The sequence below is a fragment of the Pseudomonas parafulva genome (genome assembly GCF_002021815.1).
Taxonomy (GTDB): domain Bacteria; phylum Pseudomonadota; class Gammaproteobacteria; order Pseudomonadales; family Pseudomonadaceae; genus Aquipseudomonas; species Aquipseudomonas parafulva_B.
In genome coordinates this window covers 1,254,998-1,277,734 of the sequence record NZ_CP019952.1, presented here as the reverse complement: position 1 = coordinate 1,277,734, position 22,737 = coordinate 1,254,998, and the positions used below count along the sequence as shown (strand labels likewise).

The following is a 22,737-nucleotide window of genomic DNA, read 5'->3' as shown; positions in this document are numbered from 1 at the left end:
CCAGTCGCCGACGTGCCTTGACGGCTGCGAGCAATCGGGGCTAGCGCGCAGCCAGTTCGGCGCCCCGGCAAAGCCGCTTAGCGGCCGGTGGATGCTGCTGAGCCGGAGAGCCTTGATAGGCACGACGCTCTGCTAAACCCGCAAATGCTTGACGAAATTGCAAGGCCGATGCCGGGCGTCGAGCTGTTCGGCAAGAATGCCTTCCCAGGCAGTACGACAGGCCCCGGTATAACCTGACAGACAACAGACCAGCGTACGATTGCTCAGCCCTGCCAAGGCGCGGCTGTGCACGGTCGAGGCGCCGACATCCAGAATGGACAGCGCACGGAACAACTCGCCGAACCCGTCCACGCGCCGTTCGAGCAGGCATTCGACCGCCTCCGGGGTGCTGTCCCTGCCACTAAAGCCTGTTCCACCGGTGATCAACACTGCCTGCACCTGCTCGTCGGCAATCCAGGTCGCCACCTGGGCGCGTATCTTGTAGACGTCATCCTTGAGCAGAACCCGTGCAATCAGGCGGTGCCCCACTTGCACCAAGCGATCCGCCAGCAGTGCACCTGATGTGTCGTTCTCGACAGTGCGGGTATCGCTGACGGTCAAGACAGCGATGTTGAGCGGCACGAAAACCGCATTGGGTTGAACACGCACAGCACAGCTCCTTGCAGTGGGGTTACGGCCACGCTAGTAATAGGCGCTGCCAGCGTCCAATCGATAGCGCAAACGGCTCGATCGATGGCATCTATCGCCACGGTACGTTACTGTCGGCGTAACCCTTTAGCAGGCGCAGGCATGGATATCAAGCAACTGAAGTTTCTCATCGCCCTGGACCAGACTCGCCATTTTGGCCAGGCGGCTGCGTTGTGCCACATCACCCAGCCCACGCTGTCCATGCGCCTGCGTAACCTGGAAGACGAACTGGACCTGGTGCTGGTCAAGCGCGGTCAGCGGTTCGAAGGGTTCACCGAGGCGGGCGAACGCATTCTGGCCTGGGCGCGGACCCTGCTGGCCGCCCATGACGGTTTGCACGCCGAAGCTGCCCATTGCCGCGGTCAGGTGGTCGGGAGCCTGCGCCTGGGCACGGTGCCGCTGGCCAGTTTCAACCCGATGCAACTGCTGTTGCCGTTGCGGGCCAAGTACCCGGGCCTGCACTTCGAACTCAGTTCCCTAAGCTCCGAGCAGGTGATCGACGGTCTGAGCCGTAATCAACTGGACTTGGGCATCTGCTACCTGGACCAGGTCAACACGCAGTTTTTCGACGTCATCGAGCTGGGTACCACTACCATGGGCCTGCTGCACGATACCCGGCATTTTCAGTTCGAGGCCCAAAGCCTGCGCTGGGACCAACTGGGCGATACGCCGCTGGGCCTGTTGAGCAAGGGCATGCATTACCGGCAGTCGCTTGACTTGAGCTTCCGTAGCCGCGGCCTGGAACCGAACGCTGTACTGGAAAGCGACTCCAGCTTCCAGCTGATCCAGGCCATCACCACTGGCCTGTGCTGCGCCATCATGCCGCTGGGGTGCGGCCTGGAAGGCCTTAGCGAGCACCTGCGCATCGTGCCGGTCACCGATGCTGCCATCCACAGCCCGGTGGGCCTGTTATTGCGCCGCAGCGAGCCCCGCTCGGCGATTGCCGAGCAGTGCTTCGCCGAGGCGCAGGTGGCACTTCAAACGCCCTGACCGCGACCCTTAGCGATACCGTTCAAGCCAGTGTGCATAGGGCGCTGGCAAGGTCCATGCAGCTTTCTCCACCCCCAGCTCCTTGGCCGCGAAATAAGCCCAGTGCGGGTCAGCCAGATGCGCACGCCCGACCGAGACCAGGTCCAGTTGTTCGGCACGTACGGCCGCTTCTGCCAATTCCGGTTTGCCAAAGCCCCATGCCGAGGTGACGGGGATACCCGCTTCGCGGCGCACGCGTTCGGCAATCGGGCCCATGAAGGCTGGGCCCCATGGAATGTTGGTGTCGGGGATGGTGAAGCCCACGCTTACGCTGAGCAGGTCCAGGCCGCCCGCCTTGAAGCGGCGCGCCAGCTCGATCGACTCTTCCAGGGTTTGCTCGTCACGACCATCGTATTCCAGCACCCCGAAGCGAGCGGTCAACGGCAGGTGCTCAGGCCACACTTCGCGTACCGCTGCCAGGGTTTCGAGCAGGAACCGGCTGCGGTTCTCGAAGTTGCCACCGTAGGCATCGGTGCGCTGGTTGGAGTGCTCGGAGAAGAAGCTCTGGCCCAGGTAACCGTGGGCAAAGTGCAGCTCGATCCACTCAAAGCCGGCGTCGCGCGCGCGGCGGGCTGCATCGACGAAGTCCTGCTTGACCCGAGCGATGTCGTCCAGGGTCATGGCGCGCGGCACCTTGGGCAGGTTGGCACCGAAGGCGATGGCCGACGGGGCGATGGTTTCCCAGCCGCGTGGATCATCGGCCGCGATGTGATCATCGCCTTCCCATGGGCGGTTGGCGCTGGCCTTGCGGCCGGCGTGGGCGATCTGGATGCCTGGCACGGAGCCCGCCGCCTTGATCGCCTGCACCACGGGCACGAACGCCTGGGCGTGGGCATCGCTCCAGATACCGGCGCAGCCTGGGGTGATGCGGCCTTCGGGCGAGACCGCCGTGGCTTCGACCACCAACAGACCGGCGCCGCCCCGGGCCATGCCAGCCAGGTGCACGTGGTGCCAGTCGTTGATCATGCCGTCTTCAGCGCGGTATTGGCACATCGGCGGGATGGCGATGCGGTTGCGCAGGGTAACGTCTTTGAGGGTATAGGGTTCGAACAGGGCTGCCATGGAACACTCCAGGATCATTGAATACTGTAGTTCGATCATAATCGAACTATGGCAATAATGAAAAGCCCCGGTATCATGCAGACCATGCGAGCCTACAAACATCCCAATCCTGATGACCTTATTCTCGAACGCGTGCTGTACGCCTTGAGCGACCCGGTGCGCCTGGGCATCGTCCGCCATCTTGCCGGGGTGACCGAGGCCAGCTGCGGCGAGCTGGACGGAGGGCGGCCCAAGTCGAGCATGTCCCACCATTTTCGTGTGTTGAGGGACGCCGGGCTGGTACACACCCGCAACGTGGGCACCACGCACATGAACTCACTGCGCAGCAAAATGCTCGACGAGCGTTTCCCGGGGTTGCTGGACTGCATTTTGCGGCAGGCCTGAGTGACCTGCGCCCTGCCCAGGTTTCCCCAAGCGATCGCCTCGCGCACCATCAAGGCTGCCGAGTGCCTGCGCGGGCGCGATCTTGGCCAAGCCCTGCCTGTCTAACCGCGCAAAAAAAAACCACGAGGTCACCCCCGTGGCTTTCGATTACGTCAGGGCCGTGAGTTACAGGGCCATGTCGTTCTCAGGCTTGCTTTCAACCGGCTGGCTTGGCGCAACGACGCTGGTGCCGACGCTTTCGTCGATGACCGGCGGCTTGGCCAACTGCAGCACTTCAGCGGTGTAGTTCCACTCTTTCTGCGTAGCAGCGGCCGAGTCGTTCAGCTTGGTGCCGTAGCTCGGGATGATTTCCTTGATCTTGGCCTGCCACTCTGGCGTAGCGACCTTTTCCTTAAACACGGTTTCCAGCACGTTCAGCATGATCGGCGCAGCAGTCGATGCACCTGGCGAGGCGCCCAGCAGACCGGCAATGGTGCGATCCTGAGAGGCCACCACTTCGGTGCCCAGCTTCAGCACGCCGCCCTTCTCTTCGTCACGCTTGATGATCTGCACGCGCTGACCGGCTTGCCACAGTTTCCAGTCTTCCTTCTTGGCATTCGGGAAGTAGGTGCGCAGGGCGTCGAAACGGTCGTCGTCAGACAGCATCAGCTGGCCTGCGAGGTATTCCACCAGTGGGTACTGGTCGATGCCCACGCGGGTCATTGGCCACAGGTTGTGGGTGGTGGTGCTGCTGAGCAGGTCCAGGTACGAGCCGTTCTTCAGGAACTTGGTCGAGAAGGTCGCGAATGGGCCAAACAGAATCACACGTTTGCCGTCGAGCACGCGGGTGTCCAGGTGGGGTACCGACATGGGCGGCGCACCGGTGGAAGCGATGCCGTAGGCCTTGGCCATGTGCTGCATGGCAATGGTTGGGTTCTCGGTCACCAGGAACGAGCCACCCACAGGGAAGCCTGCATATTCCTTGGCTTCCGGAATGCCGGACTTCTGCAGCAGCTTCAACGCGCCACCGCCAGCACCGATGAACAGGAACTTGGCATCGGTAGCCGACTTGCTACCGTCCTTCAGGTTCTTGTACTCGACGTGCCAGGAGCCGTCCTTGTTGCGGCTGATGTCCTGCACTTCGCTGGACAGCTTCAGGTCGAAGCCTTTTTGGGTCTGCAGGTGACCGACAAACTGGCGGGTGATTTCGCCGAAGTTCACATCGGTGCCGATTGGCGTCCAGGTGACAGCCAGCTTCTGGGCCGGGTCACGACCTTCCATCATCAGCGGGACCCACTTGGCGATCTGCGCGTGATCTTCGGAGTACTGCATCGGACGGAACAGCGGGCTTGCCTGCAGCGCTTCATAGCGCTTCTTCAGGAACTTGATGTTGTCGTCGCCCCACACGAAGCTCATGTGCGGCGTGGTGTTGATGAACGCGCGCGGGTTCTTCAACACGCCCTGGCGTACCTGCCAGGACCAGAACTGACGGGAAATCTGGAAGGCTTCGTTGATTTCGATGGCCTTGGAGATGTTGATGTTGCCGTCTTTGTCTTCGGGGGTGTAGTTCAGCTCAGCCAGTGCGGAGTGACCGGTACCGGCGTTGTTCCAGCCGTTGGAGCTTTCTTCGGCCACGCCGTCCAGGCGCTCGACCATCTCCATCGACCAGCTCGGCTCCAGCTCGTGCAGCCAGACGGCCAGGGTGGAGCTCATGATGCCGCCGCCGACCAGCAGTACGTCGACTTTCTTGGTTTCAGCGGCGTGTGCGTGCATGACAGTTGCAGCGACAGCCAGACCCAGCAAGGTCTTGCCAGCTTTCTTGAACATTGATCAATTCCAGTCAGGAGAACGGAGGTGGGCCTGTGGCTGACCCAGGTAACGCGTGTTCTTCAGCGCAGGCTTGTTATTGATCATTGTTCAGCAGCCAGAGAACCGGAAAACGAATCAGGCTTTTGTCGCATTGACCTACATCACTGAATCGTTTTTCCGATTGTAACCGAAATGCCAGCACAAACAAATTGCGCGGCCAAGCGCAAGACGACAGGTTGTCTCACGCTGACGGCGCTTCAGGCATTGATCGACTCGAAGGCGTGCATCGGCGCTGTCTTGGGGTAGAACTGAGGAAACTCCTCCTCCACGATCCATGGCTCTTTCATCACCAGGTACACATCGAGGTATTCGGAATACCCTTCCCAGATGTGCAGGTCGTTCGTCTCGGCCACGGCCCGCGACAGCACGCCCATGCCGCCGAAGCTCTTGATCATCGACACGCTGACGATCTCGCTGCCGGAATGGAACACGGTAGCAGCCTCGAGCCCGCCGCCCTGATGGTTGGCGAAACGCGAGAAAATGGAGGCGTACGGGCATTCGGGCAACGGCTTGATGACCACCGAAGGAGCGGTGTCGGCACTGACCGAGCAGGCCACCACCTCAATGCGCAGGCCCTTGAGCGAAACCGAGTAGAACCCCTCGGGCATGCTGTCGCCCAGGATCACCACCATGTCAGCTTCGCCCTTGGCCAGCTTGGTGAGGTTGTCGGGGGATTCGGAGCAGCTGAAGATGGGGCTGCACCCGAACAGATTGCTGGCCACACCGGCCATGATCTGCTGGTTGATTTCCATCGACAGGGTGCTGTTCAGGGCGACCCGCAAGGGCTGGCTCTGGCGCTCGCGCAGCTGTTTGATTTTCAGCTGCATGCGTTCGGAGCAGCGCACGATCTCCAGCACATGGGGCAGGATCCCGACCCCTTCCTGCGTCAACGACACGCCTTTGTTGGTGCGGTCAAAGAGCTTGAAGCCGCAATGGTCCTCCAGCTTTTTCAACTGCGCCGCCAGTGCCTGCACCGTGACGTGGACCTGCTCGGCGGCATCGGTGATCGACCCCGTCCTCGCGACATTGGCGATGTTTCGCAGCACCTTGATATCCATTCGACACCCCTCCCAAGACGTGCTCAAGCCCGCATGCAACAAGGCCTGGAAGGATAACGCACAACCGCCGCCGCTGTCTGCTCGGTACGTCGGCTGGCAACAAGCGGCGGTTGAGGCACCACAAAAAAAAGTGAAGTTTCTGCCATCTTTCCGCCTGCTAGATTGGCGCCCAGATTTCAACGGGAAGAGATGCCAATGCTTACACTCAAACGGAATGTTGATGACGCACTGCGCCTGAACAAGACAGTCAACGTGCTGGGCAACGACTTTGCACTCAACGGCGGCTTTGGCCATTTCGTGGCGTTTTCCAAGAGCTGGGAAACCATGGGCGTAGACAAGTACTACGGCCAGGCCGACAAGGGTACCCGCTACCGCCGCTACAGCGATTTCGACTTCAACCCAGCGACCGGCGAGCTGCAGCAGCTCGAACACCGTGCCTATGAACAGTCCGAGGCCCATAACCAGTATGTGGGCGGCGTGCGGCGCCACTTCGACGATGTGTCCAGCGATGTCTTCAACTCGCCGGTGCTGCGCGCCCTGATCAAGCTGGACTTCGACGTGTACAAGGCCGTGCTGCCTGAAGAACTGCACAACGTGCCTTGGCAGTGCCAGGTTCACCAGATCCGCATCGAGGTCAAACCCGGCGAGCAAATCGAAATCACGCCCGAAGGCATCCATTGCGACGGCTACCCTTTCAGCGGCGTGCACTTCTGGGGCCGTCACAACATCGAAGGCGCCACCAGCAAGGTCTACGACAAACAGTCGAACGTGATCGACTCCGGCACCTACCAGGAAATTCTCGACACCACGTATTTCCTCGACCGCGAGCTGCAGCACTACGTGACACCGGCCACCAACCCCAGCGAATCGGAAATGGGCTATCGGCAGATCATCGCCATCTCCTTCTCCCGGCCGGGGACCGAACATGACATTGTCAAATAGCCTTGAGCAGGCAACGCGCAGCGTTGCCGTGCCCGACCGCATGAACGGCCTGACCATCAAGAAGGCCACGCCGTTTCATGCCACGCGCCTGGTCAACTTCCTCAAGCGGTTCGACGAGATTGCGTTCTGCGACTGGCAGAACGAGGACCTGCTCAAGGGCCTGTTGAGCCATGACAACACGTTCTGCTACCTGGCGGAAAACCACAGCGGGGCGATCATCGGTGCCGTGGCCGGAGGGGCGATGGGTACGCGCGGTACCATCAACCACCTGGCCGTGTCGCCAGACTATCGCCACAGCCGCATCGGCACGTCGCTGACCACCTCGATCCTCAACGACTTCCGTCAGCATGGCATCCGTCGGGTGTTTCTGTTCATCGACCAGGACAATGCGTCGGCGGTGCGCTTCTGGAACCGGCAGGGCTTCAGCCAGACGCGCGGCGAGATCACCTGCGAGGTCGATCTATGACCGACCTCGCCTTGCACCCGGTCTCGCGCAGGGAAAGCTTCGTCGATGCCTTGCCGGTGATCACCGGCTACTTCGTGGTGAGCTTCGTGTTTGGCGTGATGTGCATCAATGCCGGGCTGCCCTTGTGGCTCCCGGTGGCGATGTGCGTGTTCGTCTACGCAGGCGCCGCGCAGTTTGCGGCGCTGGCGTTGATCACCTCCGGTGCGCCGTTGCTGACCATCGCGTTGTCGACGCTGCTGATCAATTCGCGGCACATGCTCATGGCCATGTACATGGCCAAGCAGAGCGATGGGCTGGGCATCTCCCGGTCGCAAAAGCTGATGTATGCCTTTGGCCTGACCGACGAATCGTTCGCCTTGCACAGCCAACGGCTACAAGCCGGCAAGTACACCCCGCCTGGCTATCTGCTGCAGTTCAACACCTGGTGCCATGCCAGCTGGATTGCCGGCGCCCTGCTCGGCGCCGTGGCCTCCGATGCGCTGAGCCGCTTCTCCGCGTTCAAGCTGGACTACGCGCTGACCGCCATGATGATCTTCGTGCTCGTGTCGCTGTGCAACAGCCGGCCCAAGCTGATCGTCGCCCTGGTGGTGATTGCCGCGACCTGCCTACTCAACGCGCTGTACCCCTCCCCTTTGAATGTGTTCGTGGCGACGGCCGTGGGCTGTGGAGTAGGCCTATGCCTGAAGAAAAATACCTGATCGGCGCGGTGGCCTTGATGATGGCCATCACCTACTTCACCCGGGCCACGCCCCTGCTGTTCCGAATGCAGGGCACGCCCAAGGTGTTCAACGATGTCATCGAGTACCTGCCTGTGGCGATCATCGCCAGTATCACCGTGCCTGCGTTGCTGATGGCCAAGGACGGCTCGCTGATGGCAGTGAACGCCGACATGCTGGCCGCAGTGCCGGTGGTGATCGTGGCCTACTTCACCCGGAGTTTGATTTTCAGCGTGGCGGCAGGCATCGCCGCGCACGTCGCCATCACGCTTGTGGCGTGACGTCGACCTCAATTGCACCTGTGCCTGAGCGCATCGAATCTACAAGGACACCGGCATGAGCCCTGCTCGTAAACACGTGACACTGGAAAACCTGAGCGAGTTTGCCCGCCTCATGCCCAAGGGCTTGCCACAGGAGCAGGTGATCGCGGCACTGGGTGAGCTGTCGCTGGAATGCTCGCTGAACTACCAGCTGAGCAAGACGTTTCTGGCCGACGGCTGGATCGTGGAGTACCGACACCTGCGCGCTGCGGCCCGGCTGAGCACCATCAACGACCTGCTTTTGTTCGCAACCGCCGGTGGCTTGAGGATCATCAAGGCCGATGGCACGCAGCAGATGATGAAAAGCGGCGACCAGCTTCTGCTGGCAGCGGATACCCAAGTGACGGTATGGCCGGAGGGCGAGGATGGAAATGCGAGTCTGATTGCATTGTCTGTTGAGCTGGATTTGGGGCAGGTGCTTGAGGATGTGGGGGATAAGCGGGTTTGGTAGATGAGTGACGCCCAGGGGGGTAACGGCCGCGATAGACCGCAACGCGGTCTCGGCAATGTTAGCGGCGAGGCTCCAATCCTGGGGCTGCCGCGATGGGGCCGTGAAACGGCCCCGGCATGCTTGCGGTTTGCACAAGGCCCGCCCCGACAACGTCCTAGTTCGTCTCCAGCTCATACGCCTTGCTCACGAACAACGCGGCGTACAGGCTCTTGCCTTCCTTGAAGGTGTAGGTTTCCTCGAAGTCGTCCCCGGCCGCCAGCTTCTGCGCAATGGCGCATTCCGAATCGCTGTGCTGCTTGGCCTTGGTGCCAAAATCGCTGCTCCAGGTTGAAAGCCCTACTTCTTGGCAGAAGTCGGCAAACTTGGCGTTGGGCGTGGTGTGCTGGAAGGCTTCGAATGCCGTACGCATGGGCTTGAACCCGCTATAGCTGACCTCATAGCGCTCCACCTTGGCCTTGCGCGCCAAGTCCGATACTGCGCCGCTGAACATGGCCAGGCCAGATGGCGGGCTGAAGGCGGCGACGATCTGGCCGCCCAGGGCTGCCTTGAACTGTTCCTGCACATCATCGAGTTCGGGCATGGATTGCAAGGTGGCCTTGCGCACGATTTCGCCCACCTTCGAACCGTCGTTGCGGTGAGTGACCACGAACGTCATAACGCCCTCGCCATCGCTTGAACGCTGCAGCGTGAGGTCAAGATCGATCTTGGTCCCGAATTGCCCCGTGCTGTTGACCAGGAAAGCGCCCGTGACCGGCTGGCGCGCCGCCAGGTTCACACCCCAAGGCAGCTTCGCCTGGGACGCGCGCCCGTTGGCCGTCAGCTCGACGCCCGGCTGGATTTCGTCGCTCACATCGCAGACACGGACGATGTCCTGGCCCTGGGCCGCGATATACGGATCGGCCATCTGCATGCCCAGCAACTGGACATGGATTTCGCCGTCCTTGCTGTCACCGCTGTGCGACAGTTTTAACGCATCAGCCTTTAGAAAAAGGCCGGTCACGTAGCGTGATTCGAGTGCGTTCATCTGGTACTCGGCCCAGTTGCCCAGGCCCTCCTGCATGTCCATGCCCCGCATCGAGGCCACTAAGCCGGCCATGCTGCGCATGAACTGTTGCGCGCCGTTGGTCTGCACGGCGGCCACACGGAGCTCCGGGTCGGCCACTGTCAGGTTACCGGAAAGTGCCGAGTACGAAATGTCGCCTTCAGATAGCACGTCTTCGAGGAAGTAGCGTTCCTTGAAGTCTTCGTAGTAGGCCATGGCTTGCTTCTTGCCACTGCTCGAAACCACGGCATAGGTGACGCCGAGCGCTACCGCCACGACCGCCACACCGCCAATCAACTTCTGCTTTGCGTTCATCTGCTTGATCATGGGTTATGCCTCACTGGACCTGTGCCGACGCGTTGTTCCAGTCGTTCACAAACTGTTGGGAGACTTCGGGCGTCCAGTTGGAGTCGATGCCTGCATTGGGGAATTCCTTGGCCAGCACGGCGCCATAGGACACGCGGTCGGCGCAGCGCTCCTGCTCGCAGGCCTTCGGCTCGCCCACGCTGTAGGCGCGGTAGGTAGGGATGGCGCGACCGTCTTCGAGCGGGTAGTAAGGGGTAGCGTTGGCCACCTGGGCCACGTACCAGCCTTCGGGGTACTGCTGCTCGGCAACCAGACGCCCTTCGCCTGGGTAGTCGAGGGTGTAGAACTCGCCCTTCTTGCCGGTGACATGCACCATCATCGGCGTCACGTTCTGCGACGACGTAGGGTCCTGCTGCTGCAGCGGCGAAGGGTAACGCACCTTGATGCCGGCCATCTGCGCCAGTGCCTCGGTTTCACGCCCCTTGAATTCCCCCATGCGCTCCTGCAATTGCTGGTAACGCTCAAGCACACGGGTGTGTTCCCAGGCCAACTGCTGCTGACGATTGCGGGCTTCCCGCACGCGCTGCTTCTCACGCTGCTGCGCCCAGTTGGCGCCGCTGCGCACATCGAAATACAAGCCCTGGCGGCTCATGCCGATGCGGTTGCGCACGATCTTCTGGTCATCGTTGCCCCAGATTCTGTTGGAAATGGCCGACAGGTCCTTGACGATGAGCAGGTCTGCCACGTCGGTGGTGCTCGGCGATGCGTTCTTGATCAGGTCGAAAACCTGCAGCGCAGTCTCCTTGTACTTCACCGGGTCCAGGGCGAAGGCGTCGTCCGGGGTTACGGCGACGTAGTACGGGTCGGCGAGGAAAGGCCCCACAGCGCCGTAGGTAGGCCGGGAGAACGCCAGGTATACCTTCATGTTCCGGTCGGGAATTTCGCCCACCAGCAACGCCACCTGGTCCGCTTCGGCCGTGAGGTAGCTAACCGACTTATCCTTGACCGCCGCCTCGTAACGCTTGCTGAACATCAAAGCACTGGGGTGGACGTAGATACGATTCCAGTCGTTGCCGCGGTAGGTGCCTTCGGCTTTCCAGCTGATCTTTTCGAAATTGCCCGCACCAAAGCCGGAAGCCGGACAGGGCATGGCCGGCGTGGTGCCGAACGTGAGGGTATCGCCCTCACTGATGATGGTGCTATTGAGCACCCACTTGCAGCCCGCCGCATCGGTGATCTGCATCAGCTTGCTGTTCTTCAGTACCACTGAGCGGCCATAGTCCGAGGTGGGGGCGGCCGCGACGGCTGCGCCGGCTACCTTGGGCGCAACGGCAGGTGCTGCCGCCGGTTCAGGTGCGGGCGTTGGGGTTGGCGTGGGGACAGCGGACGGTTCTGGCTTGTTGGCCGGCGCTGGGGCAGCCGCCACGGCCGGTGCTGGGGCCTCGACAGGCGCAGGCGTAGCGGCAGGTGCGGATGCCTCTGCGGGCGCTGGCGCAGATGATGGCGCTGGCGTTTGAGCCTGCTGGGGGGCTGGCGCCGTGGCTGCGGCAGGTGCAGCAGCCAGGTTCATCAGGCCCAGGTTGCTGGCAGTGCCAGCGCCGCTGGCATACAGCGTGCCCTTGTCATCGACCGCTTTCCAACTGACCTTGGCCGTGGAGCAGTCCTTGGCGAACACGAACGGCAACTTGTTCAGCAAGCCCGAAAGCATGTCCGGGTTGTCCCAGGCAGGCCGGGTGATGGTCAGCTCGACTTCAGGCTTGCACCAGGTCGCGGCCTCACCGGGCACTTCGACCTTGATATTGTCCTTTTTGGAAAACGCCAGCTCGTGGGCGAAAGCCTGCGGTACCAGACCGCAAGCACCGATCACGGCGAGCGCAAGGGCGTGCTTTTTCATGGAGGTTCTCAAATCAGTTCCCAGGTGCCATTGGCCTGTTTGCAGAAGGTGTTCTGTTCCTGTTCGGTCTTGCCTTCCTTGGACTTCAGGCTGACCGTCACAGGGCGACAAGCCGCTTCGGCAGCGACGGTCTGGGTAGGCAGGTTTTGCAGCGTATCCAGGTCGAAGCCTTGGGTTTCGCTACTGGCCGCCACGTCCAGCTCATCCAGGTTCACCGCCGGGGTGACGCGCTTGGCCACGGCCTGTGCCTTGGGCTCGACGTAGTCCTTGTGCACGTAACCGACCGTCACGCCTTTGCGCCCTACCAGCACCCAGTCGCCCGTTGAACCGACGGCCGTGAATTCGGTGTGGTTCTTCAGGCTGCCGACTTTCTCGCCCTTGGCGTTGGGCGCGGCGCGTACATTGAGGTTGTCGCTGGTGGTCACGTAGGGTTCGTTGATCAGCTTCATCGACGGAACGGCCTGGATCTTCGGCGCACGCTTGACCTCGACCTGCTTGGTCTTGGTGTAGGTCTTGCCAGTGACGATCTGCGCGGTGGCGCCGGAGTGGTCGGACTTCCAGGTCACCGGCTGTGCACTGACCGTGGCCTGTTGCTGGCTCAGCACTTCCTGGGTGCGCAAGGCCAGGGCCTGCTGGTCTTTTTCATCGAGCATGTTGCCGATGCGGTTACCCACGTAGGCACCGATGCCGCCTGCGATCAAGGCAGCCGCCAGTTTGCCGTTGCCGCTGCCCATGGTCGAACCGATGGCAACACCCGCCAGGCCGCCGATCACGGTGCCGGCCTGTTCCTTGCTGACGCCAAGCTGGGCGCAGGCGGTGGTCGAGGCGATGGCGACGGCCAAGAGGGAGGCGATGAATTTCTTATGCACGTGGATCACTCCATTTTCCAGTGGACGCACAGCCGTGAACCGCAGCCTTCGGGCAGCAGCGTGGGCGTGGTGTGGTGGGTTTGCAGAGGGGCGCCAGTGGCAGCCGCAGAAGGCGACGCCACGGATGAGCGAACAGTGATGGGTAGGTATGGCGAAGCGCAAAGCATCCAACGAATCCATGTCAGGAAGCGTTCATCGCCCGGCGCGCGTAGTCATTACGGCGTGTTGCCCGGGCGTGAGTGGCGAACAGAGGCCGGCATTGTAGCGCAGGTGGTGAATGGCAGATCAAGACAAAATGTTGCGGAGGGTTGAGCGGCAGGGGATCGCTTTGATCGGTACTTTTGGGTCTCCGAACTCAGATTAATCCCCTTACTTGTAGGCCGTTTCCGAAACATACTGCCCCGCTGCTCAAACGGTTGCGATGGAGCAGGTCGCCTTCTAGTCTCGGCGGGTCGTTGCAGATCAACGACCGGCTTTGACAGGCAGACCCTTCTCCCCACACGTGCAACCCTTATGGCGGTGGTACGTAGGGCACCTTGTGTGCGCTGAGTCTCCGGAGTCCTCGGTCTGTCAACCCGCGTATCGCTGCCACCCTCTTGTTTGACAGCAAGGCTGTAGCAGCCCGACTGACTCTGTTGAAGCGATGAGTTGTCACAATCCTTCGGTTGACCCAGCGGTGCAGGGAACAGGAATACCGACTGAGGAATTTAGGGATCCTATGAATTCAAGGAAGCCCGCTTAGAGGCTCAAACCAAATATGAACCACTCAATCAGACTCGCCAACCTAGCGGATATTGATGCGATTTTTGATATTCGAACCAGCGTGCACGAAAATCACTTATCCCGTGAGCAGCTAGCCGCAATGGGAATTAGCCCCATTACGGTAAGGCAGGCCATTTTAGAGGCCCCCTGTGCTTGGATTGCCGAGGTCAATGGTGCCCCTGTAGGTTTTTCTATGGCCGATGTCGAGGACGGGTGTGTGTTTGCCGCTTTCGTTCTACCCGGATTTGAGGGAAACGGGCTGGGCCGCAGACTCATGGAGCAAGCAGAGACGTTCCTCTTTCAACACCATCAAACGATCTGGTTAGAGACAGCTCAAGCGAGCCGTGCATGTGGCTTCTATCGGCACCTTGGCTGGCAGCCTGTGAAGAACTTGACTGAGGGTGATGTTCGCTTTGAAAAGTCTCGAAGCTAACAACCAATAAAGGTGCCCTGGATCTCATACCTGGGCGGGCATCCGCCTGATCACGCAAGCTGTGTTCGACAGACGCCTACTGGACTTGCTTGTACAGCCCGTCTCGCAAGCCTTAAAAAAGCTCTCAACAGCACCGCCACCACCCTAGTGATAAATACCATGAGACCGGGAAGCCCTAGCCCGGTTAGAGGTCTAAAAACATTGTCCTAAAATGGCCTGCTGCGTGCTGGAGGGTGAAGTTATTGCCCAAAAAACCAATATTTTCGAGCACCAATGAAAAAGCCCCCGAAAACTAACGTTTTCGGGGGCTTTGACTACTTCGCGTATGGCGGAGAGATAGGGATTTGAACCCTAGGTACTGTTGCCAGTACAACGGATTTCGAATCCGTCCCGTTCGACCACTCCGGCATCTCTCCAATGCCGCGCATCATACCAGCGAATTCTGAAAACGCAAACCTTTATTTTCAAAAAACCGCGTGGTATCAGGCGCTTGCGTGTGCGGGCGCCTTACAGCGGCACGCCCAGACGCTTGGCAACTTCTTCGTAGGCTTCGATCACATCGCCCAGGCCCTGACGGAAGCGGTCCTTGTCCATCTTCTTGCGGGTTTCCTTGTCCCACAGGCGGCAGCCGTCGGGGCTGAACTCGTCGCCCAGCACGATCTGGCCGTGGAAGACACCGAACTCCAGCTTGAAGTCGACCAGCAGCAGGCCGGCGTCGTCGAACAGCTTGGTCAGCACCTCGTTGACCTTGAGCGACAGCTTCTTCATTTCGACCAGTTGCTCGGCGGTGCCCCAGCCGAAGGCGACAACGTGGGATTCGTTGATGAAGGGGTCGCCCTTTTCGTCGTTTTTCAGGAACAGCTCGAAGGTGGACGGCTCCAGCTTGATGCCCTCCTCCACGCCCAAGCGCTTGACCAGGCTGCCGGCTGCGTAGTTACGCACGACGCATTCGACCGGGATCATGTCCAGCTTCTTGACCAGGCACTCGTTGTCGCCCAGCAGTTTGTCGAACTGGGTCGGCACGCCGGCTTCTTCGAGCTTCTGCATGATGAAGGCGTTGAACTTGTTGTTCACCGTGCCCTTGCGGTCCAGCTGCTCGATGCGCTTGCCGTCGAAGGCCGACGTGTCGTTGCGAAACAGCAGGATCAAGCGGTCGGCGTCATCGGTCTTGTAAACCGATTTGGCCTTGCCGCGGTAGAGTTCGTCGCGTTTTTCCATGATTGGGCTCCGCTTGCGTGAGGGGTGGGCTAGGCGATGGCGCGCCAGTCGAGCCCGTGTTCCTGATTTGCCACCTCAAGCCAGTCAGGGTCGCACCCAAGGGTGTCGACAAAGCACTGGCGGGCCAGGTGTGGCAGGTTGTTCTTGCTGCTGAGGTGGGCCAGCACCAGATACTGCAGGGTATTCCAGCCCAGCTCATGTACCAGGCTCGCGGCCTGGTGGTTGTTCAAATGCCCGCGCATGCCGCCGACCCGCTGCTTGAGAAAGTAGGGGTAGTGACCACGCGCCAGCATGTCGCGGCAATGATTCGCTTCGATCAACAGCGCATCCAGGTCGCGATAGCCGTTCAGCAGCCGCGCGTCGTACGAGCCCAGGTCCGTCAGCATGCCGAAACGGCGTGTGCCGTCGCTGACCACGTATTGCAACGGTTCATGGGCATCGTGCTCTACGCGCGATGCCGTAACCTCCAGGCTGCCGACGCTCAGGCGCTGGCCGCAAGCCAGGAAACCGGCCACTTCCACCGGCTTTCGCAGCCCGCGCAAAGTGCCCTGACTCAGGTAGACCGGTACATTGTAGCGCCGCGACAGCAGGCCGACCCCATGCACGTGGTCGGCGTGCTCGTGGGTGACCAGCACGGCGCTCAGCTGGGCTGCCGACACACCGAGCAGCGCCAGGCGCCGCTCGGTCTCGCGCAGGGAAAAGCCGCAATCGACCAGGATGTAGGTATCACCACTGGCGATCAGCGTGCCGTTTCCCTGGCTACCGCTTCCAAGTACGGCGAAGCGCACTTAACCCAGGTGGTCCTGAATGGCGCTCAGCACACGGCGAGCGACATCGGCCGGAGCCACGGTGTTGATGTTCTTCTCGACCGTGACCTGCACGTTCTCACCCACTTTGCTCAGGCGTACCTGATAGCGCTCGGCACGGGCTTCGCGCTCTTCCTTGGTGGGCTCGCTGCCGAACACACGGCCGAAGAAGCCAGGCTTGTTCTCTTTGTCCTCGGGTTTTTCGGACAGGTTGATGTAATACAGGCCCAGGCTGCGGTTGATGTCCTCGACCCGCCACTGGCCACCCTGCTCCAGGGCACGGCCCACACTGGACCAGGCGCGATCCAGGTCGGCGCCCACGTTCAGGACCGGGTTGCCGCTGCCGTCTTCGCTCAGGCTGACGCGGTTCGGCACATCGAAATCACGTTCGGCCAGCAGCGACACCGAACCGCCCTTCTCGGCGCTGCGGTTCATGCTGGCGAGCAGCTCGTCGACCAGCAGTGCGTCGGCGCCGGTGTTGGTGGAGCTGGACGAGAAGTCGGGTTCGGCGCTGCTGCCAGCCGGACGCTCGACGGTGACCACGTACACCTCGGAGGTGTTGCGCTGCACGCCGGGCTCCATGCGCACACGCACGCGCACTTCGCTGTCGTTGCTGCTGGCCGTGCTGGCCAGGCGCTGGCCAAGGGAGGCCGAGAGTTCGTCGAAACGCTGCCAGGTGGTGCTGAATTCACCCGTCTGCGGGCGCTCCTCAGCAATACGGAAGCCGTTGTCCTCGAAGAACTGACGCGCCACCGGCCAGACTTCAGCCGGGGCGTGCTGGGCCAGTACCCACCGGCTGCTGCCGCTGCGCTGCAGGCTGTAGTCGTTGGCCTGGCCCGCACCGCCGGTCAGCGGCTGAGGGCGCGGCACTTCGTACTCGCCGCTGACGTTGTCGTCGGCAACATTGCGCGGGATGGGCAGCAGGGGGTCGAGGCGCTTGACGCCGCTGACGTCCGAAGGCAACTGCATGGGCGCGGTCGAGTGCGCCTGCAGGTAATCGCTGCCGCGGTCGCGGAAATAACCATCCTCGCCCCACAGCCAGCCGCACCCACTGGTGCTGGAGATGATCAGGGCAAGGGCAGAAAGGCCAGCCAGTCGCTTCATGCAGGGTACTTCCTCTTAAACCAGTACGCCGGACTGGCGCAGGGCAGTACGGACTTTGTCGTGGCAGCCTTCGCTAAGCCAGGTCAGTGGCAGGCGAATGCCTTTTTTCATCAGGCCCATCTCGACCAGCGCCCATTTGACGGGGATCGGGTTGGACTCGCAGAACAGGTCTTTGTGCAGGGGCATGAGCGTGTCGTTGATTGCGCGGGCCTTCTCGGCATTGCCCTCAAGGGCGGCCTCGCACAGGTCGGCCATTTGCCGCGGGGCGACGTTGGCCGTGACGGAGATGTTGCCCTTGCCGCCCATCAGGATCAGCTCGACGGCGGTTGGATCGTCACCGGACAGCACGATGAAGTCGCTGGCAACGCCCTCGAGGATGGCCTTGGCGCGGGCCATGTCACCGGTGGCTTCCTTGATGCCGATGATGTTGGGCACCGTCGAGAGGCGGATGACGGTTTCGGCCTGCATGTCGCAGGAGGTGCGGCCTGGCACGTTGTACAGGATCTGCGGGATGTCGACCGACTCGGCAACGTGCTTGAAGTGCTGGTACAGGCCTTCCTGGGTCGGCTTGTTGTAGTACGGCACGACCAGCAGGCAGGCATCGGCGCCGGCATTCTTGGCGTTCTGGGTCAGGTGCACGGCTTCGGCAGTGGAGTTGGCACCGGTGCCGGCGATGACCGGGATCGGGCTCTTGCTGCGCTTGACGCGCTCGACCACGTGCTTGATGACCAGGATGTGCTCTTCGACATCCAGCGTGGCGGACTCACCGGTGGTGCCGACGGCGACGATGGCGTGGGTGCCGTTTTCCAGGTGGAAGTCTACAAGTTTGTCGAGGCTGCCCCAGTCAACACGCCCTTGTGCATCCATGGGAGTGACCAGTGCCACCATACTGCCCGCAATCATGTATCTGCTCCTGCCGGAAAAAGAGAGCGGTAATGGTACTGGGGGCATCGGCCTTGCACAAGCGAAGCAGGCGGGCGGAGCATTCCCCTCGGCGCCTTATTTCGCTACCCTTGATGCTTTGATCGGTGCAGCACGGCCCGCCGGGCCGTAGACCCTGCTCCCGGCCAGCGCCCCGGCCCTCGCCTGCGAGTGCCGAGCGCTGCCTACAGGAGGCTTTCGCCCGTCCTGCATCGACCGCTCATCGCTTTAGGAATGCTGCATGTCCACCCCCACTGTCCGCGAACAATTCCTCGTCATCAGCGCCTTGGGGCCCAACCCCATGGAGCTGGCCAATGTACTGAGCCGCGCTGCCTTCGAAAACCGCTGCGCGGTGGTCACCTCGCGCCTGAGCCGCCATGGCGAGACCAGCGCACTGGTTTTGCAGGTCGGCGGCAGCTGGGATGCCCTGGCGCGCCTTGAGGCCATGCTCCCCGGCCTTGGCAAGAAGCACGGCCTGACCCTTGACGTGGTGCGCAGCGCCGACCAGGAAGTACGCCCGCAGGCCCTGCCCTACGTGGCCTATGTCAGCGCCGCCTACCGGCCTGACATCATCAACGAGCTGTGCCAGTTCTTCCTTGACCACCGTGTCGAGCTCGAAGCCATGACGTGCGACACCTACCTGGCACCGCAGACTGGCAGCAGCATGCTCAATGCCCAGTTCACGGTGATCCTGCCGGCCGGCACCCAGATCAGTTGGCTGCGCGACCAGTTCCTGGATTTTGCCGACGCGCTGAACCTCGATGCCCTGATCGAGCCCTGGCGCCCACAAAACCCTGTCTGAGGAGGTTCCCATGGCCGTTGCACTCGACCAACCTGTCCCCGACTTCACCGCCCAGGCCACCAGTGGGCAGACGGTCAGCCTGTCCACGCTCAAGGGCCGCCAGGTGGTGGTGTATTTCTACCCCAAAGACAGCACGCCAGGCTGCACCACCCAAGGCCAAGGCTTTCGCGATCAACATGGCGCCTTCGAAGCCGCCAATACCGTGGTGCTTGGCGTCTCGCGCGACGGCATGAAGTCCCACGAGAACTTCAAGGCCAAGCAGGGTTTCCCGTTCGAGTTGATCAGCGACAAGGACGAGGCCCTGTGCCAGCTGTTCGATGTGATCAAGCTGAAAAAACTGTACGGCAAGGAATACCTGGGCGTGGATCGCAGCACCTTCCTGATCGATAAGGAGGGCGTGTTGCGCCAAGCGTGGCGGGGGGTGAAAGTGCCTGGCCATGTGGATGCCGTGCTGGCAGCGGCCCAGGCCCTTAACGAGGCCTGATCGGATCAGGCTGCGTCGGTCATCGGCGCAGCCCTATGGCTGTCAGAGCAAGGGCGATACACTGGGCTCCTGACGCGGCCAGGCATCCAGCACGGCCTTGATCAGGGTCGCCAACGGAATGGCGAAGAAGATGCCCCAGAACCCCCACAGCCCACCGAACAGCAAGACCGCGCAGATGATCGCTACCGGGTGCAGGCTGACGGCCTCGGAGAACAGCAGCGGCACCAGCACGTTGCCATCGAGCGCCTGGATGATCGCGTAGACCGTCATCAGGTAGATGAACTGGTCTCCCCATCCCCATTGAAACAACGCGATCAGTGTCACCGGCACGGTAACCACCACCGCCCCTACATAGGGCACGACCACCGATAGCCCAACCAACAGTGCCAGCAACGCGGCGTAGTTCAGGCCCAGGGCGATGAATGCGATGTAGGTGGCAATGCCACAGATCAGAATTTCGATGCCCTTGCCCCGGATGTAGTTGGCGATCTGCCGGTTCATCTCGCTGCCCACACGGTTGAGCAAGGTGCGCTGACGCGGCAGGTAGCCACTGACCCAGCGGCCGATCAGCTCGCGGTCCTTGAGGAAGAAGAACACCAGGATCGGCACCAGTACCAGGTAGATCATGGCGTTGACCAGCAGCGGCAGGCTGGACAGGGAGAACGTCAGGGCCCATTGCCCGAACTTGCCGATCTCGCCACGGACCGACTCGATGGCATGCAGCACCTGCTCGTCCGACACCAGGTGCGGGTAGCGCTCTGGCAGCAGGAGCAGCAGTGACTGCCATTTGCCAAGCATGCCCGGCAGCTCGTTGAACAGGGTGATCAGCTGGTGCCACAGCAGCGGCACCAGCACCAGCATGAACACCGCCAGCGCGCCCATGAACAGGGCAAATACCAGCATGACCGCCAGTCTCGAAGGCACTCGCAGACGCTCCAGGGCGTTGACCAACCCCTGCATGAGAAATGCCAGCACCATGCCGGCCAACACTGGCGCCAGCATCCCGCCCAGCGTGAGCACCGCCGTGAACGCCAGAAACAGCAAGACCGCCAGCACCACCGCTTCTTCATCGGAGAAGTAGCGCTGGACCCAGTCGCGTAGCACTTTGAACATGAACGATCCTTGTAGGACTCAGGCCTTGCGCAGCCAGTAGGTGTAGGTACCGGCCTCGGCCGTTTCGTGCAACAGGCTATGACCGGCCAATTTAGCGAAGGTGCGAAGGTCGCGTTGGGAACCTGCGTCGGTCGCGATGATCTTGAGCACGGCACCACTGGCCAGGCCATTGAGCGCCATCTTGGCCTTGAGCAGCGGTAACGGGCAGTTCAGCCCGCTGGCATCGAGTTCGGCGTCACAGGTCAGGGGGGTGCTCATCAACGGGGCTCTCCAGGGCAATGCCGGCCTACGGCCTGATCGGCCGCCTAGGATAGCGCCACTGGTCGCCAACGTGTGAGCCCGCTACAGTAGCAATCTTTGACCGACGCGAGCTTCGTGCATGAATCTACTGCGCCCTACCCTGCTGACGCTGGCCTGCCTGATGGCCCTGCCTGGCCATGCTGACGACTTGCCGTCGCTGGGTGACGCCAGTTCGGCGATCGTTTCGCCACAGCAGGAACATCAGCTTGGCCGCGCCTGGCTGAGCCTGCTGCGCGGCCAGGTCAACCAACTCAACGACCCGCAGCTCAAGGACTACGTGGAGACCAGCGTGTACCGCCTGGCCGAAACCAGCCAGCTGCAGGACCGTCGCCTGGAATTCATCCTGATCGACAGCCGCGAACTCAACGCGTTTGCAGCACCAGGCGGCATCGTGGGTGTCAACGGCGGGTTGTTCCTCAATGCGCAGACCGAAGGCGAGTACGCGTCGGTGCTGGCGCACGAACTGGCGCACTTGTCCCAACGGCACTTTGCCCGAGGTATCGAGGCCCAGCAACGCATGCAGTTGCCGATGATGGCAGCGTTGCTCACCGGTATCGTGCTGGCGGCCGGTGGCGCCGGTGATGCCGGCATCGGCATGATTGCCGGTACCCAGGCTGCGGCGATTCAGGAGCAGCGCAGGTTCTCCCGGCAAAACGAGCAGGAAGCCGACCGCATCGGCATCCAGAACCTGGAAAAGGCCGGCTACGATCCGCGCAACATGCCGACCATGTTCGAACGCCTGGCGCGTCAGTACCGTTATGACGCCAAGCCGCCGGAATTTCTGTTGACGCACCCGGTAACCGAGTCGCGGATCGCCGACACCCGTAACCGGGCAGAGCAGGCGCCAAAAGGCGGTGTGGAAGACAGCCTGCGCTATCAGCTGATCCGCGCCCGGGTAGCGCTGACGTATGAAGGTACGCCGGGGCTTGCGGCTAAGCGTTTTCGCGCCCAGCTCGACGAAGACCCCAAACTCGATGCGGCGCGTTATGGGTTGGCGCTGGCGCAGATCAAGGGCGGTCAGCTCAACGAAGCACGGGAGATGCTCAAGCCGCTGCTGGCCAAGGCGCCCAACGACATTACCTACAACCTGGCGCAGATCGACCTGGATATCACCAACAATCGCCTGGCCGATGCACAGCAGCGGGCCGAGCGCATGCAGGGGCTGTACCCGGGTAACTACCCGCTCAAGCAAGTGCGCGCCGACCTGTTGGTCAAGCAGAACAAGCCTGCCGAGGCGGAGAAGGTGTTGAACGATCTGATCAAGAGCCGCCCGGATGATCCGGACGTCTGGTACGACATGGCCGAGGTGCGCGGGCTGTCGGGCAATACCATCGGCCTGCACCGGGCGCGGGCGGAATACTTCACCTTGGTGGGGGACTTTGATCAGGCCATTCAGCAGCTCGACTATGCCAAGCGCCGCGCCGGGGGGAATTTCCCGCTGGCCTCGCAGATCGACCAACGCCAGCGAGAGGTGCTGGAGCAGCAGCGCATGGTGCGGGAGATGATGGGGCGCTGAGGCGTTTCAGGGTCTGGGGCGGGACCGTTTCCAATGTTGAACAACATGCCTGAGCGGTCTCGCCGGGGCGCCGGACCGGCCGCGCCGGCCTGTGATGCGGGGCTGACACCTGAGGGCTGCTGCGCAGCCCATCGCGGCGCGAGGCCGCTCCCACACAAGATCCTCTAGCTCACCGATTCGGCGCAATGTAGGAGCGTCATCTGC

At 61.8% G+C, this 22,737-nt stretch carries 24 protein-coding genes and 1 tRNA gene; 11 read left to right on the top strand and 14 right to left on the bottom strand.

Annotated features, from left to right (window positions below; translation table 11 throughout):
• Nucleotides 1–132: 132 nt before the first annotated feature.
• Nucleotides 133–648, bottom strand: a complete 516-nt coding sequence (gene moaB, locus B2J77_RS05745) for a molybdenum cofactor biosynthesis protein B (RefSeq protein ID WP_078478147.1) — start codon at nucleotides 646–648, stop codon at nucleotides 133–135.
• 141 nt (nucleotides 649–789) lie between these two features.
• Between moaB and B2J77_RS05740 the strand changes: the two genes are divergently transcribed.
• Nucleotides 790–1,677 (top strand): LysR family transcriptional regulator, encoded by an 888-nt coding sequence (locus tag B2J77_RS05740; RefSeq protein ID WP_078478146.1) that lies wholly within the window; start codon nucleotides 790–792, stop codon nucleotides 1,675–1,677.
• A 9-nt stretch (nucleotides 1,678–1,686) separates the two neighbouring features.
• On the opposite strand, the gene xenA is transcribed toward B2J77_RS05740, so the two are convergent.
• A complete protein-coding gene (gene xenA / locus B2J77_RS05735) occupies nucleotides 1,687–2,778 on the bottom strand; it encodes a xenobiotic reductase XenA (protein ID WP_078478145.1) in 1,092 nt (363 codons plus the stop codon).
• Nucleotides 2,779–2,826: 48 nt separating this feature from the next.
• Here xenA and B2J77_RS05730 point away from each other — a divergent pair, with 48 nt between their 5' ends.
• A complete protein-coding gene (locus tag B2J77_RS05730; protein ID WP_078478144.1) occupies nucleotides 2,827–3,162 on the top strand; it encodes an ArsR/SmtB family transcription factor in 336 nt (111 codons plus the stop codon).
• A 165-nt stretch (nucleotides 3,163–3,327) separates the two neighbouring features.
• Here B2J77_RS05730 and mqo read toward each other — a convergent pair whose 3' ends face one another.
• Both mqo and B2J77_RS05720 read right to left on the bottom strand, forming a co-directional pair.
• A complete protein-coding gene (mqo, locus tag B2J77_RS05725) occupies nucleotides 3,328–4,968 on the bottom strand; it encodes a malate dehydrogenase (quinone) (protein ID WP_058638482.1) in 1,641 nt (546 codons plus the stop codon).
• Between the two features lie 239 nt (nucleotides 4,969–5,207).
• Nucleotides 5,208–6,068, bottom strand: a complete 861-nt coding sequence (locus B2J77_RS05720; RefSeq protein ID WP_058638483.1) for a LysR family transcriptional regulator — start codon at nucleotides 6,066–6,068, stop codon at nucleotides 5,208–5,210.
• Nucleotides 6,069–6,263: 195 nt separating this feature from the next.
• Between B2J77_RS05720 and B2J77_RS05715 the strand changes: the two genes are divergently transcribed.
• Genes B2J77_RS05715 through B2J77_RS05695 form a run of 5 tightly spaced genes read left to right on the top strand, consistent with a single transcriptional unit; the run spans nucleotide 6,264 to nucleotide 8,963 of the window.
• On the top strand, nucleotides 6,264–7,010 hold the full coding sequence (locus tag B2J77_RS05715) for a 2OG-Fe dioxygenase family protein (RefSeq protein WP_058638484.1): 747 nt from the start codon (nucleotides 6,264–6,266) through the stop codon (nucleotides 7,008–7,010).
• A complete protein-coding gene (locus tag B2J77_RS05710; RefSeq protein WP_145129942.1) occupies nucleotides 6,994–7,476 on the top strand; it encodes a GNAT family N-acetyltransferase in 483 nt (160 codons plus the stop codon). The genes B2J77_RS05715 and B2J77_RS05710 overlap by 17 nt, the downstream gene beginning before the upstream one ends.
• Nucleotides 7,473–8,174: an AzlC family ABC transporter permease gene (locus tag B2J77_RS05705; protein ID WP_027914243.1), complete on the top strand. Its 702-nt coding sequence runs from the start codon at nucleotides 7,473–7,475 to the stop codon at nucleotides 8,172–8,174. The genes B2J77_RS05710 and B2J77_RS05705 overlap by 4 nt, the downstream gene beginning before the upstream one ends.
• Entirely contained in the window at nucleotides 8,153–8,473 is a 321-nt protein-coding gene (locus tag B2J77_RS05700) for an AzlD domain-containing protein (protein ID WP_023536306.1), read from the top strand. Before B2J77_RS05705 ends, B2J77_RS05700 begins: the two co-directional genes overlap by 22 nt.
• Before the next feature lie 55 nt (nucleotides 8,474–8,528).
• Nucleotides 8,529–8,963 (top strand): hypothetical protein, encoded by a 435-nt coding sequence (locus B2J77_RS05695; protein WP_078478143.1) that lies wholly within the window; start codon nucleotides 8,529–8,531, stop codon nucleotides 8,961–8,963.
• A 154-nt stretch (nucleotides 8,964–9,117) separates the two neighbouring features.
• On the opposite strand, the gene B2J77_RS05690 is transcribed toward B2J77_RS05695, so the two are convergent.
• From B2J77_RS05690 to B2J77_RS05680, 3 genes are read right to left on the bottom strand one after another with little or no spacing between them, the layout of a single operon-like run.
• Nucleotides 9,118–10,332 (bottom strand): hypothetical protein, encoded by a 1,215-nt coding sequence (locus tag B2J77_RS05690; protein WP_078478142.1) that lies wholly within the window; start codon nucleotides 10,330–10,332, stop codon nucleotides 9,118–9,120.
• 10 nt (nucleotides 10,333–10,342) lie between these two features.
• On the bottom strand, nucleotides 10,343–12,205 hold the full coding sequence (locus B2J77_RS05685; protein WP_058638487.1) for a hypothetical protein: 1,863 nt from the start codon (nucleotides 12,203–12,205) through the stop codon (nucleotides 10,343–10,345).
• Between the two features lie 8 nt (nucleotides 12,206–12,213).
• Complete coding sequence (locus tag B2J77_RS05680; RefSeq protein WP_078478141.1) at nucleotides 12,214–13,074, bottom strand: SH3 domain-containing protein; 861 nt, start codon at nucleotides 13,072–13,074, stop codon at nucleotides 12,214–12,216.
• Nucleotides 13,075–13,831: 757 nt separating this feature from the next.
• Between B2J77_RS05680 and B2J77_RS05670 the strand changes: the two genes are divergently transcribed.
• On the top strand, nucleotides 13,832–14,269 hold the full coding sequence (locus B2J77_RS05670) for a GNAT family N-acetyltransferase (RefSeq protein ID WP_058638488.1): 438 nt from the start codon (nucleotides 13,832–13,834) through the stop codon (nucleotides 14,267–14,269).
• A gap of 326 nt (nucleotides 14,270–14,595) precedes the next feature.
• Here the strand turns inward: B2J77_RS05670 and B2J77_RS05665 are convergent.
• From B2J77_RS05665 to dapA, 5 genes are all read right to left on the bottom strand, one after another.
• A tRNA-Ser gene (locus B2J77_RS05665) sits at nucleotides 14,596–14,685 on the bottom strand.
• 91 nt (nucleotides 14,686–14,776) lie between these two features.
• Nucleotides 14,777–15,487: a phosphoribosylaminoimidazolesuccinocarboxamide synthase gene (gene purC, locus B2J77_RS05660; RefSeq protein ID WP_016498342.1), complete on the bottom strand. Its 711-nt coding sequence runs from the start codon at nucleotides 15,485–15,487 to the stop codon at nucleotides 14,777–14,779.
• 29 nt (nucleotides 15,488–15,516) lie between these two features.
• Nucleotides 15,517–16,275 (bottom strand): MBL fold metallo-hydrolase, encoded by a 759-nt coding sequence (locus B2J77_RS05655; protein ID WP_058638489.1) that lies wholly within the window; start codon nucleotides 16,273–16,275, stop codon nucleotides 15,517–15,519.
• Entirely contained in the window at nucleotides 16,276–17,397 is a 1,122-nt protein-coding gene (bamC, locus tag B2J77_RS05650; protein WP_078478140.1) for an outer membrane protein assembly factor BamC, read from the bottom strand. It abuts the gene before it with no gap.
• 15 nt (nucleotides 17,398–17,412) lie between these two features.
• Nucleotides 17,413–18,300, bottom strand: a complete 888-nt coding sequence (dapA, locus tag B2J77_RS05645; protein WP_058638491.1) for a 4-hydroxy-tetrahydrodipicolinate synthase — start codon at nucleotides 18,298–18,300, stop codon at nucleotides 17,413–17,415.
• 259 nt (nucleotides 18,301–18,559) lie between these two features.
• On the opposite strand from dapA, the gene B2J77_RS05640 reads away from it, so the two are divergent.
• Together B2J77_RS05640 and B2J77_RS05635 are read left to right on the top strand one after the other, a co-directional pair.
• Nucleotides 18,560–19,120: a glycine cleavage system protein R gene (locus B2J77_RS05640; RefSeq protein ID WP_023536329.1), complete on the top strand. Its 561-nt coding sequence runs from the start codon at nucleotides 18,560–18,562 to the stop codon at nucleotides 19,118–19,120.
• Nucleotides 19,121–19,130: 10 nt separating this feature from the next.
• Nucleotides 19,131–19,604 (top strand): peroxiredoxin, encoded by a 474-nt coding sequence (locus tag B2J77_RS05635; protein ID WP_078478139.1) that lies wholly within the window; start codon nucleotides 19,131–19,133, stop codon nucleotides 19,602–19,604.
• 42 nt (nucleotides 19,605–19,646) lie between these two features.
• On the opposite strand, the gene B2J77_RS05630 is transcribed toward B2J77_RS05635, so the two are convergent.
• The gene (locus tag B2J77_RS05630) at nucleotides 19,647–20,717 is read right to left on the bottom strand and encodes an AI-2E family transporter (protein WP_058638493.1); all 1,071 of its coding nucleotides are present in this window, start codon (nucleotides 20,715–20,717) and stop codon (nucleotides 19,647–19,649) included.
• A gap of 18 nt (nucleotides 20,718–20,735) precedes the next feature.
• Entirely contained in the window at nucleotides 20,736–20,975 is a 240-nt protein-coding gene (locus B2J77_RS05625; RefSeq protein WP_058638494.1) for a sulfurtransferase TusA family protein, read from the bottom strand.
• Between the two features lie 121 nt (nucleotides 20,976–21,096).
• Between B2J77_RS05625 and B2J77_RS05620 the strand changes: the two genes are divergently transcribed.
• A complete protein-coding gene (locus B2J77_RS05620; protein ID WP_058604302.1) occupies nucleotides 21,097–22,533 on the top strand; it encodes a M48 family metalloprotease in 1,437 nt (478 codons plus the stop codon).
• Nucleotides 22,534–22,737 lie beyond the last annotated feature (204 nt).